Origin of the sequence: Vibrio sp. 10N.222.55.C7 (assembly GCF_041473335.1) — a bacterium.
Lineage (GTDB): Bacteria > Pseudomonadota > Gammaproteobacteria > Enterobacterales > Vibrionaceae > Vibrio > Vibrio crassostreae_C.
The window spans coordinates 1-12,028 of record NZ_JBFRSC010000028.1; the positions used below are offsets into that span (position 1 = coordinate 1).

Here is a 12,028-nt window from a genome sequence, read left to right on the forward strand (position 1 = left end):
GCTCTGGCTCTGGCTCTGGCAAGGATTCAACGACATCTTCAAGCTGATCGCTACCTTGGATTTTCGGTTCAAAGTCAAAATCAGAGTCAATGTTCGCTGGCGACTCTACATCGTCGATGGCTTCAGCTAACCAGTCTTCAACCGTTTCTTCTTCATCTTCAGAGATATCGTTCAAAGACGATGGCGAAGCTTGCTCTTGTACGTCGGCTTCTTTCGGCTCTGGTTCTTGTTGTGCGGTTTCTTCTTTAACTCGCTCTTCAAAATCTGGTTTGTCAAAATCAGAATTCTCAGATAACAGCGAGTCGATATCCAGTTCATCATCTTCAACCGATGATGCGGTTTCTTGCGCTGATACTTCGTCGCTGTCTAAAAGAGACGCTTGCTCTGGTTCAACCGTATTGTCAATTGATGGTTCAACAGGCTCTTCTATTGCTGGCAACAAATCATTGTCATCAGAAGTCATTAACTCATCAATCAACGCTTCGTCTGTTGTTTCTAGCGAGTCATCAAGCAAAGCATCCGTTGCCGGTGCGACACCGAACAAATCATCGATAAAACCATCACGATTAAAGGCTTCATCATTTTCTGGCTTAATGTCAGAACTTTCTTGAGTCATTTCAGAATCTAACGATTCATCAGTAACGACTTCAGGTTGTGGTGTTTCACTAATGTCCGGATCTTGCTCAGGCTCACCTTCAGAGGTTAACGGAGTAAGCTCAACGTCTGAGTCCGTTTCAGGCTCCTCATTGGCGTTGTCCAAACCAAAGGCTGCGTCTAACTCTTTATCAAACGTCTTATCTTCAGATTCAAGCTCGTCTTCAATGCCACTTGTCAGTAAGTCATCAAATGGGTCTAGAGATTCTGATTTTGATGCATCCGCTAAAAGCTCATCATCTGACAATTCACTATCAAGGAAATCATCCAATAAGTCGGTACTTTCGGCGTCGAGTTCGAAATCATCCTCGTCAGAGTCACCTATTAATTCATCCAAGGTTTCCGTGCTGTCTTCTGCGATGTTGAGGTCATCATCGGTCGATAAACCAGAAAGCTCTTCAAGCTCAGACAGAGAATCAAAGCCAAGAGGTTCGCTTTCAGACTCATCATCCGAATCGTCCCCTAGCATCTCATCAAGAAGGTCTGTCGAGTTACTTAGGTCTACGTCATCGCCTGCCAGTTGCTCATCAAGCAGATCAACGCTGTCTTGAGGTTCTTCATTTACGATGGGCTTATCGAACTGAGACAGAATGTTTTCGATATCATCATCAGACGCCAAACCACTGTTTAGGTTAGTGGCAATCTCATCGTCGCTATCGAGGTTGAAAGGGTCATTCGCTTGATCGTTCTGAGCAGCAACTTGGGCAAAGATGTCATCAATATCATCATTCGCTGTCGGTGAAGCTGGCTCAGGGGACTGTTGTTCAGAGATTAGAGCATCAATATCAAAATCGTCATTGCTCAAATCAACAGGCTTAGTCTCACTTTGTTGCTCAGAGATAAGCGCATCGATGTCAAAATCATCGCTTGCTGGTGTTTCAGTCCTAGAAGGCGAATCACTTTGCTCTTCCGAAATCAGAGCATCAATATCGAAGCTGTCGTCATCTTCGTCATCAAGAGCAAACAGATCATCTAATAAAGATTGGTCTAGCTCGTTGGAACCGAGATCTTCAGTTTCAGACTCTTGAGATAGTAAAGCTTCAATGTCATCAGCAGACATTGCGTTATCATCAGAAAGATCAAAGTCGACATCATCAGTATCGACGGCGCTTTCCGCTGTTTTGTCTAGCGCACGTTCCATCTCTTCAAGGCCAAGCGCTTTCTCTTCGCCATTAACACTAATGCCGTTGCTGCTGTCTAAATCTAGATCGTCGAAGTTGGTGTCTAAATCACCGTTTTCGCCAATGCTAGCAAATGGGTCATCGTCTTCACCATCTAGATTGAAATCGAGATCAGATTCATCTAAACCAGCAAAGACATCATCCTCTTCGGCTAGCGCTTGATCGTCAAACAGCTTGTTGGCGTCATCTTCCGTACCAAACAAGTCATCATCTAAAGACAGCTCGTTAAGGTCGTCCATCTCGTCGCCCAATGTAATAGGTGCAACGGTACTTGGTTCTGGCTGGAGCGGTTGTTCTTGAGTCGTCTGCTGTTGCTCATCATTTTTAGAACGACGGCCTAACAGCATCACAACGATCAAACCAATGAGCAGACCTGGAATAATCGCAAGAGCCGCCACTAACCAACCATTCGATAACAGTTCGTCCATGACACTTGGTGCCATCTTTTCAATTTCGGCGTTCTTTCTGCGCTCTTCATCAAGCAGCTTTTCCACTTCGCTACGAATGCGGTCTTCATCACTGAGCTCTGTTTTTAGCTCATCCACTTCCGATTGAACATTCGATAACATCAAACGAAGTTGGTGATTTTTCTCTTCAAGTGACAGCAGTTCAGTTTCTGAAAGCTCTAGCTGCTTCTCTAACTTGTTCATCTCTTGGGTTGGTGCAGATTGAGCTAGAGATGATTGAGTTGGAGACAATGGCTTTTTAGCAGTTTCAGTAGTGCTTACTTGCTTAGCAGGAGTAACATTTTTTGCATCAGAACTCGGCGCTTTGGGTTTTGAAGCGACAGGCTTACTTGCAGGAGCATCAAGCTTAGCAAGATGTGAGTTCATGATGTTGATAGCTTGCTGCGTCGAGCTTGCACGTGCTTGCTCTAAAGAAGGCACGCGTAGATTGCTCGCAGGCAGCAGGCTATGGATATTCTGGTTTTCAAACGCTTGTGGGTTTAAGCGATAAATAGCCAACAGAGTTTGTTGGACTGAAACGGAGTTATCAGGGCGTAACTTTGAGGCAATAGACCACAATGTTTCTGAGCCGCGAGTTGGACCATAGAAACGTGAAGGCTCAGCGCTATTTGATTGCGCTCTTTGAAGTGGTTCTGAAAACGTAGGCGCTGATTGTATCTGGCCATTAGGCCCTACAACTCGAATGGAATCTGCACGAACAACGGAAATCTGAGTCGCAATGATAAAGGCAAAAGGCATTAACCACGGCTTGAAAATTTGAAACATAAAAGGCTCAGCTAGGTGCTTAAATTCGGAAAAGTGATGATCTATTAAATATATCGGATAAATGACGTAAAACTATAGAGATGAAAACAAAAAATGTGTTGCAGCAACAATATTCGCAGCAATTTCACACAATTTGACTAACAATATTTTTAATCGATTAAAAAAGCCCCACTAAAGAGTGAGGCTTTTTTATCAAAGCAATAAAGCTTAGAAGTAATCGCGAATCAGAACTTCAGCGATTTGAACTGCGTTTGTTGCTGCGCCTTTACGAACGTTATCAGCGACAACCCACATGTTTACGCCACTGTGATGGCTGATGTCGTTACGAATACGACCAACCATTACGTGGTCTTTACCACCTGCATCACGAACTTGAGTTGGGAAGTCTAACGCTTGGAATACTTCAACACCTTCTGTGTTCTCTAGAAGCTGAACCACTTGCTCTGCACCGATTGGTGCGCGAGTTTCAATGTGTAGAGATTCTGCGTGACCGTAAAATACTGGTACGCGGACACAAGTCGGGTTCACTGTGATTGAAGAGTCAGCAAAGATTTTTTGAGTTTCCCAAACCATCTTCATCTCTTCACGCGTGTAGCCGTTCTCTGTAAATTCATCGATTTGAGGAATACAGTTGAAAGCGATTTGTTGTGAGAACGCTGAGTTTTCAGCTGGCATACCGTTAAGAAGCTTAGCCGTTTGACCCGCTAGCTCATCGATACCTGGCTTACCTGCACCAGACACAGATTGGTAAGTTGAAACGTTAATACGCTCAAGGCCCACTTCATCGTGAATTGGTTTTAGCGCTACTACCATTTGGATAGTCGAGCAGTTAGGGTTCGCGATGATGTTACGGTTACGGAACTCAGCAATCGCTTCAGGGTTCACTTCAGGCACAACCAGAGGAACATCGTATTCGTAACGGAAGCGTGATGTGTTATCGATGACAACCACACCTTCATCAGCCGCAATTGGAGCCCAACGCTCTGAAAGCTCGCTACCTGCAGAGAAAAACGCAATATGTACTTGAGACCAATCGAAGTCTTCTACGTTTTGTACTTGTATTGTTTTGCCGTTAAAACGGGAAGTTTTGCCTTCACTACGTTCACTTGCTAGTAAGTGCATTTCACCGACAGGGAATTTACGCTCTTTAAGTACTTCAAGAATGGTTTCACCAACCGCACCAGTCGCACCTAAAATAGCAATATTAAATTCTTGGCTCATTGTTTCTCTCTTTTATAAAGTTGGCTTTACCATAAAACCGAGTTTAGATAACGGCGTTAAATTACAAGATTCGTCGCCCGTTAACTCGACTGCACTGTACTCTCTGCGGTCCCAATATTCTTTACGCATCTTGTCAAAAGAACCCGGCGTAACGATATTGCGACGGAATAAGGCGTCGTCTTTGCGCACATCATAGATCAACTGAGTCAAATTGTGCAGTGTTGCTTCATCCCAAGCTCTATCTAATTTCATTTGAGGTACAGGCGCTGTCGGCAATAAGTCGCTTGCATACGCACGCTGTTCAGTACCTAAAAATTCACAATAACTGTTGAAGATCATCGTGGTACCACGCGCTTTACCTTCTAAACCGTAGCCCGCTACGTGAGGCGTTGCAAAAGCGAGTAACGGAAGAAGCTCAAAGTCGACTTCAGGTTCAAACTCAAACACATCAAGCACTGCAGTGAAACCATCGGCTTTTTGCAGGCGAGCTTTTAGCGCTTGGTTATCAACCACAGGACCGCGAGCTGCATTAATCAGGATTTGATCAGCACGTAAGTTGTTCAGCACTTGCTCACTGATCAAGTGATGCGTTGGATACTCACCCGTCTTAGTGATTGGCGTGTGTAATGTAATAACGTCTGATTGTTCAAGCAAAGTCTCTAACTCAGTAAATTCGCGCGTATCACCCTCTTGCTGTTTTAGAGGGTCGTTCAGCAGAACTTTGATACCAATACCTTCAAGGCACTTCGCTAAGTAACTGCCCACTTGACCACAGCCGATAATACCAACCGTTTTATCAAAAACAGAAAAGCCTTGTTGCTGCGCAAGCACCATCATCGCACTGAACGCGTACTCAGCAACACCCACCTTGTTACAACCAGGTGCCGCAGTAAAGAAAATGCCACGCTCTTTCATCAACTCTTGGTCAACGTGATCCATGCCAGCCGTCGCAGTACCAACAAACTTCAGCTTATTGGCTTTGCTGATCAATGACTCGTTTACCTTGGTAACAGAGCGAATCATCAATGCGTCTACGTCAACTAGGTCGTCAGCTGTTAATGTGCGACCAGACTTCATTGTCACTTCCCCTAGCTGGCTAAAAAGCGCTTCAGCGTAAGGCATATTTTCGTCGATTAAGATTTTCATTTGGCGAGTACTTTTGTTGGGGTCTATCGACCTAAATGTGAATTGAAATGATTGTGCAAAATTCCACACACGGTGTCGAGTAGCAATTGGAATACATTATAAATAAAGGGCTGAATCACCTAACCTTGGCAGACAAGAACCGAAACCAGAGTGAACACCCAAGATCAAACGGCTAAAACGAAAAATGCCCGATTGAATAAACAATCGGGCAAACATCCAGAACAAAAGGATCCTATCTCGCTCTCCAGGAGACAGAGTCTTGCGTCTGTTCAACCAGTACTAACCAAAGTCAGTACTGGTCAAGCTCTGGAAACCTTTCAATCTCTAAACCCAGATTTAAAAACTATGTTCAAAAAACACGTTTACCAACCTGCGTCTAAAAACTTTGTTCTGATGGTCATTATTACTGGGTGACCTGTGCGTGTTGAATCGGCACTAGCGCAACCCTTTAACGATTAACCTTGTCTCTGTAACTCAAGCTTAAGTTAAGCTTGGTACTTTTTGATTACTAGCGTTGCGTTCGTACCGCCGAAACCAAAACTGTTAGACATAACTGTAGTTAGCTCTTGATCACGAGCTTCAGTTACGATGTCTAGGCCAGCAGCAGCTTCGTCTAGGTTAGAAACGTTAATGCTTGGAGCAATAAAGCCGTTATCTAGCATTAGCGTTGAGTAAATAGCTTCGTGTACGCCAGCAGCACCTAGAGCGTGACCTGTCATCGCTTTAGTTGCAGAAATTGCTGGGCTGTTGCCACCGCCATTGCCTTGAGAGAAAACTTCTTGGATAGCGCCAAGTTCTTTAACGTCACCAACTGGAGTTGAAGTACCGTGAGTGTTCACGTAATCAACGCCATCAACGTTTTGCATCGCCATCTTCATACAACGAACCGCACCTTCACCAGAAGGAGCAACCATGTCGTAGCCATCTGAAGTTGCGCCGTAGCCTACGATTTCACCGTAGATTTTTGCGCCACGAGCAACAGCGTGCTCAAGCTCTTCGATAACTAACATGCCGCCGCCACCAGAGATAACGAAACCATCACGGTCTGCATCGTAGGTACGAGAAGCCAGCTCTGGCGTGTCGTTGTACTTAGTAGAAAGTGCGCCCATTGCGTCGAACATCATAGTCAGAGACCAATCCAGTTCTTCACCGCCACCAGCGAATACAACGTCTTGCTTACCAAGTTGGATAAGCTCCATTGCGTGACCAATACAGTGTGCAGATGTCGCACATGCAGAGCTCATAGAGTAGTTCACACCACGGATTTTGAAAGGAGTTGCTAGACAAGCAGAAACCGTAGAAGCCATTGTACGTGGAACCATGTATGGACCAACGCGCTTCACGCCTTTCTCACGGATGATGTCTACCGCGTTTACTTGGTTTAGAGATGAAGCACCACCTGAACCCGCAACGATACCCGTGCGGTCATTAGATACTTGATCTTCAGTTAAGCCAGAATCAGCAATTGCTTGCTCCATTGAAAGATAAGCGAATGCCGCTGCATCACCCATAAAGCGCATTTTTTTGCGATCGATATGGTCAGCAGGGTTCATTTTTAGGTTACCCCATACTTGAGAGCGCAAGCCATTTTCCTTGAACTGCTCTGAAGCGGTAATACCAGATTTACCCTCTTTCAGTGATGCTAAAACTTCTTCGACGTTGTTACCGATACTTGAAACAATACCCATACCGGTGATTACGACTCGTTTCATGTGACATTCCTATAATTCTAAATTCAGCTAGATGATAACTAAGAAGCCTAACAAAAGTGGTCAGCTTTCCTAGAAATTCGTACAATCCCTACCAACATATCGCTTCAAATCACAAAATGATAGATTTTATGACTTCAATTACTAATGCAGAACTGGAATGGAATGAGTCTGGCACGCCAGTTTCAGACCAATTTGACGACGTTTACTTCTCCAATGTTAACGGTTTAGAAGAAACTCGCTACGTCTTTTTAAAGCAAAACCACCTTCCAGAGCGTTGGCTTGAACATGAACAACGCCGCTTTGTGATTGCTGAAACCGGCTTTGGCACAGGTTTGAACTTTCTTGCAGTTTGGCAATGGTTCGATGCTTTTCTTAAAGATAACCCACAAGCGATGACCAAAGAGTTACATTTCATCAGTTTTGAAAAATATCCTTTAAATAAAGAGGATCTCATCAAAGCACACCAATCGTGGCCAGAATTAGCCGAGTATGCGACGCAACTCCAAGAACACTACCCTATTGCTCTACCTGAATGTCACCGCATTGTGCTGGGCGACGGTGCAATCACGCTTGATTTGTGGTTTGGCGATATTAAAGATTGCATGCCCAACGTACCAACCCCGCGTGAAGGTTTGGTTGATGCTTGGTTCTTAGACGGTTTTGCTCCGAGCAAGAACCCAGAGATGTGGAATCAAAACCTATTCAACGGCATGGCTAAGCTCGCTAAGCAAGATTGTAGCTGCGCCACCTTCACCGCTGCTGGCTTTGTTCGCCGTGGCTTAATTGAAGCTGGCTTTGAAATGAAAAAGGTCAAAGGCTTTGGTACTAAGCGAGAAATGATCGCCGGCCGACTTGGCGAAAAGCACGCTCACACCAACATCAAACCTTGGTATGGCCTCGCTCAACACACTGAATCCCAAGACATTGCGATCATTGGTGGTGGTGTCGCCAGTGCTGCATTAGCCAAAACGCTAAGCCGTCGTGGTAAAAACATCACCCTTTATTGTGAACATCCACAAGCTGCGGGCAATGCCTCAGGTAACAACCAAGGTGCGATTTACCCGCTATTAAGCGAAGCGACCTCGAACGTGTCTCGCGTGTTTGGCCCGGGATTACTGTTTGCTCGTCAATTTATTAATCAAGCGGCTCAGTCTATTCAATTTGATCACAGTTGGTGTGGCGTGAACATCTTGATGTGGGATCAAGGCTCCACTAAAAAGCTCAACCGCATGTTGGAAGGCAACTTCCACACCGACCTGATTCAGCGTTTATCGCCAGAGCAAGCCAACGAAAAGATTGGCTTACCCGTCGATAAAGAGAGTGTTTACTTTCCGCTGGGTGGTTGGCTAAGCCCTCTGCAACTGACTCAAGGCTTGATTAGCAAGTTAGAAGAGAACAACCAAGTAAGCGCGCACTATCAACATCAAGTAACGCAACTTGAGTGGCTCGAAGCTGAACAACAATGGATACTGACGATGGATACACCTCAAGGTGAGATTCAAACCAAGCACGACCAAGTAGTTGTCGCAAACGGACACAAGTTCACTCAGTTTGAACAAACTCAGCCAGTACCACTGACTCCGGTTAAAGGCCAAGTGAGCCATATTCCGACCACGGAAAATCTCAGCCAGCTAAAAACCGTGTTGTGCTTTGATGGCTATTTGACGCCACAGAACCCCAACAATGGTCATCACTGTATTGGTGCGAACTACGACAAAACCAATATCGACCAAGAATTTGATATTGAGGTTCAGCAGCACAATGGCGAGCGCCTACATGGGTCACTACCAGACCAAGCATGGACAAAAGATGTCGATACCAGTGACAACTTAGCGCGCCAAGGTATCCGAAGCGTAAGCCGTGACCACCTTCCGTTTGTCGGAAACGTTGGTGACTTTGAAGCCATTAAGGAGCAGTACCAAGATCTCCACAACTTCAACCCGCAGCGTGACTCGGTTGAGGATGTAGAAACGGTAACAAGCTTCCCTAACCTTTATTGCTTTATCGGACTGGGTTCACGTGGTTTGAGCTCTGCACCATTATTGGCTGAAGTATTAGCATCACAGATCTGTGGCGATCCGCTGCCCTTGCCTGTTGATGTGCTTGAGGCGATTCACCCAAGTCGAATGTGGGTACGCAGACTGCGTAAAGGTAAGGCATTAACGGCTGGATGGGTTGCTGACAAACATTCTAAATCAAAGCCGTAGTTTCTAGTTCAGCTATTTTGAACATCTGAAATTTCTGAATATCTGAAACTAATAAGTTAAAAGCTAAAAAGCCCTACGTGACTAAGTTAAGTCGCTCGGGCTTTTTGTTATTCGTGTTGATCTAAACTGATGTTCTAAATGGAGCAGTATTTACAGCTTAGCAACCGCGTCTTTAATCTGTAGAGCAATCTCTTCGTTGCTGATAGAGCCCGACTCAAAATCAAAGTTATCGTAGAAGCTTGGTACTGAAACTGACGCTTGCACGTTGCCACCGAAGTAAGGTGCAGAACCTGTCGCTGCACCAAGTACCGTTTGTGCGCCACCAGGGCCCGGTGAAGTCGCTAGGTAAACCGCCGGCTTCTCGCCAAACACTGAACGCTCAATACGTGTCGCCCAGTCAAATAGGTTTTTATACGCTGCTGGGTAGTGACCATTGTGTTCTGCGAACGAGATAACAAACGCATCAGCTTCAGCTAGGTCGCGTAGGAATGCTTGAGCACCTTCCGCTTGGCCAATCTCTTTTTCAGTGTCTTCACTGAACATAGGAACATTGTAATCGTTGATGTCTAGGACTTTTACTTCAGCACCTTCAATCAAGTTTGCTGCGTAAGTTGCTAGTGTTTTGTTGATTGAGGTAGAACTTGTGCTTGCGCCAAATGCGATAACTTTCATGATGTGACCTTTCTGTAATTCCGTTAAGTGGGATTAGAATAACGTAGTAAGAAAATGTAACCATCACAAGAAATGAACGGACTCATTCAAAAATTTCGAACGAGTCTCAAATAAACCAGTTCGCTCAGCAAAATGGGAAAGGAAGGGACTGAGCGGATAGTATTAATACATCGAGATTAAGCTTGGTTTTGTAGCTCAACCCAAAGGTCATTAACGATAGTGCGGTCTGCTGGTGTTAGTTCAGAGCGAGCGTCGTCTAGGCTCTGTTCAATACGAGCTTTTACTTCAGCCACATCTTCAATGCCTTCTTCTTCACATGAAGCCACTGAAAGAGAAATATGACCACGTAAGTAACCACCAGCAAACAGTTCATCGTCTGATGCGTTTTCAATGCGAGCATCAATTACTTCAAGTAGTTTTTCTTCAAATTCGATAATCATAATATTCTCTTATTTCACAATAAATTGGCTAGCACATAAAGGTTCTACATCGTAGAAGCTGCGTAATGCTTCAGAGAGCATTTTCACGCGAGGCGGAAAGCCTACTTCAAAGATACCCATAACTTCGCTATGTACTTTATTCATAAAGGCCAAACGATCTGGCTCAAAATCGCCGTGTAGATTGTCACAGCTGACATTAAAAGGAAAGCCTGCGCTCATCGCAATGATCCATTCATACGCTTGTGGGCGAATTTCTACTTTTTCAAACTCAGCTTGAACCGATTCCGTTCGACCGTCAGGTTCATACCAATAGCCAAAATCTTCCAGTAAACGACGCTCAGGCCCAGCAACGCACCAGTGTGCGATCTCATGGAGTGCAGAGGCGTAAAAGCCACGAGCAAATACGATACGGTGATGAGAAATCTGTTCATCGGCTGGCAGGTAAATAGGCTCGTCTGCACCCAGTTCGAGCTTGGTATTGTAGCTATCGAAAAAGGTTTGATTGAAAATATCGATGATGTCTGGGTATTGGTGCGTCATAAAATCAAATTTAAGTGAAAAGAACGGGGACATTTTGCGTTTTTTTCAGCGCTCGGTAAAGCCCTATCACGAGCAATGGCATTGGGTTGCCCCCAATACTTTACCGTGACAATCGATTGCTGATCCCAGATTACACTACTTTGAGGTGAATGATTAGTTTAGCTAATCTGAAAAGGCCATTCACGGTACAAATATTCATTCGTCAATCAGCATTTTTACTACTACACTCGCGCTTCATTTTTATATCCCTATGGCCTATAAGACTCCAATTTATAGACCTATATTATAGAGCTACAGCAATGCTACTAAGTGTTTTGTATATCATTGGCATCACGGCAGAAGCCATGACCGGCGCTCTCAGTGCTGGCAAACAAAAAATGGATTGGTTTGGTGTAATGTTGGTTGCGAGTGCAACGGCAATTGGCGGCGGTACAGTACGCGATATCTTACTCGGTCATTACCCTTTAGGTTGGGTTGAAAACCCGCAGTATCTAGCGATCACCTGTATCGCCGGTGTTATCACAACAGGACTGGCTAAATGGGTAATCAAGCTAAAGGGCTTGTTCATTCGTTTAGATGCTCTAGGGCTTATCGTGTTCAGTATCATTGGCACTAAGGTAGCGATGACTATGGGTCTTCACCCAATGATCTGCATGGTGTCTGCCTTGGTAACTGGCGTGTTTGGTGGTTTGCTGCGCGATCTTATCTGTCGTCAAACACCGTTAGTGTTGCATGAAGAGCTATACGCGTCTGTCGCACTTGTCGCTTCAGGTTTATACCTAGGTTTGCTTGAGCTTGGCATCAACGACGTAACGGCGACAATTGTGACGCTTGTAGTTGGTTACTTGCTGCGCATGGCGGCCGTGCGATTCAAGTGGCGTTTACCTTCGTTCCAGCTTGATCCTGAAAGTTCAGTGCATTAATGGATTAAGAGCCTTAAGCTGCTAGCTGTCTTTAATGACGATAGTCGCTAACCGGACGAATAATCCTGCTAATGTGAAAAAGGGTTACTTCATTACGAAG

Annotated in this window: 9 protein-coding genes; 2 read left to right on the forward strand and 7 right to left on the reverse strand. The window is 44.9% G+C overall.

The genetic code is table 11. The annotated features are described in order from the left end of the window. The 4 genes from AB4482_RS10120 to fabB form a co-directional block, all read right to left on the reverse strand. A partial coding sequence (locus AB4482_RS10120) for a FimV/HubP family polar landmark protein (RefSeq protein ID WP_372180892.1) occupies positions 1-3,067 on the reverse strand: 3,067 nt, incomplete at its 3' end. Between the two features lie 207 nt (positions 3,068-3,274). After that, positions 3,275-4,288 (reverse strand): aspartate-semialdehyde dehydrogenase, encoded by a 1,014-nt coding sequence (locus AB4482_RS10125; protein ID WP_017062350.1) that lies wholly within the window; start codon positions 4,286-4,288, stop codon positions 3,275-3,277. Positions 4,289-4,300: 12 nt separating this feature from the next. Then, positions 4,301-5,434, reverse strand: coding sequence for a 4-phosphoerythronate dehydrogenase (locus AB4482_RS10130; RefSeq protein WP_017062351.1), 1,134 nt, complete (start codon positions 5,432-5,434; stop codon positions 4,301-4,303). Positions 5,435-5,919: 485 nt separating this feature from the next. Beyond that, positions 5,920-7,146 carry a beta-ketoacyl-ACP synthase I gene (fabB, locus tag AB4482_RS10135; protein WP_017070308.1) on the reverse strand — a complete coding sequence of 409 codons (1,227 nt, stop codon included), beginning with the start codon at positions 7,144-7,146 and terminating at the stop codon, positions 5,920-5,922. A 128-nt stretch (positions 7,147-7,274) separates the two neighbouring features. On the opposite strand from fabB, the gene mnmC reads away from it, so the two are divergent. Further along, positions 7,275-9,353, forward strand: a complete 2,079-nt coding sequence (gene mnmC / locus AB4482_RS10140; RefSeq protein WP_206360671.1) for a bifunctional tRNA (5-methylaminomethyl-2-thiouridine)(34)-methyltransferase MnmD/FAD-dependent 5-carboxymethylaminomethyl-2-thiouridine(34) oxidoreductase MnmC — start codon at positions 7,275-7,277, stop codon at positions 9,351-9,353. A gap of 150 nt (positions 9,354-9,503) precedes the next feature. Here mnmC and AB4482_RS10145 read toward each other — a convergent pair whose 3' ends face one another. The 3 genes from AB4482_RS10145 to AB4482_RS10155 form a co-directional block, all read right to left on the reverse strand. After that, positions 9,504-10,025, reverse strand: a complete 522-nt coding sequence (locus AB4482_RS10145; protein ID WP_017070306.1) for an NADPH-dependent FMN reductase — start codon at positions 10,023-10,025, stop codon at positions 9,504-9,506. 176 nt (positions 10,026-10,201) lie between these two features. Continuing rightward, positions 10,202-10,465, reverse strand: a complete 264-nt coding sequence (locus tag AB4482_RS10150) for a YfcL family protein (protein ID WP_017063425.1) — start codon at positions 10,463-10,465, stop codon at positions 10,202-10,204. A 9-nt stretch (positions 10,466-10,474) separates the two neighbouring features. After that, positions 10,475-11,005, reverse strand: a complete 531-nt coding sequence (locus tag AB4482_RS10155; protein ID WP_017070305.1) for an elongation factor P hydroxylase — start codon at positions 11,003-11,005, stop codon at positions 10,475-10,477. Between the two features lie 299 nt (positions 11,006-11,304). Here AB4482_RS10155 and AB4482_RS10160 point away from each other — a divergent pair, with 299 nt between their 5' ends. Further along, entirely contained in the window at positions 11,305-11,928 is a 624-nt protein-coding gene (locus tag AB4482_RS10160; protein WP_004734183.1) for a trimeric intracellular cation channel family protein, read from the forward strand. Positions 11,929-12,028 lie beyond the last annotated feature (100 nt).

Bases quoted from the DNA above. Each gene is read 5' to 3' on its own strand.
- AB4482_RS10130 (WP_017062351.1), bottom strand. From the start codon at position 5,434: ATGAAAATCTTAATCGACGAAAATATGCCTTACGCTGAAGCGCTTTTT.
- fabB (WP_017070308.1), bottom strand. From the start codon at position 7,146: ATGAAACGAGTCGTAATCACCGGTATGGGTATTGTTTCAAGTATCGGT.
- mnmC (WP_206360671.1), top strand. From the start codon at position 7,275: ATGACTTCAATTACTAATGCAGAACTGGAATGGAATGAGTCTGGCACG.
- AB4482_RS10125 (WP_017062350.1), bottom strand. From the start codon at position 4,288: ATGAGCCAAGAATTTAATATTGCTATTTTAGGTGCGACTGGTGCGGTT.
- AB4482_RS10145 (WP_017070306.1), bottom strand. From the start codon at position 10,025: ATGAAAGTTATCGCATTTGGCGCAAGCACAAGTTCTACCTCAATCAAC.
- AB4482_RS10150 (WP_017063425.1), bottom strand. From the start codon at position 10,465: ATGATTATCGAATTTGAAGAAAAACTACTTGAAGTAATTGATGCTCGC.
- AB4482_RS10155 (WP_017070305.1), bottom strand. From the start codon at position 11,005: ATGACGCACCAATACCCAGACATCATCGATATTTTCAATCAAACCTTT.
- AB4482_RS10160 (WP_004734183.1), top strand. From the start codon at position 11,305: ATGCTACTAAGTGTTTTGTATATCATTGGCATCACGGCAGAAGCCATG.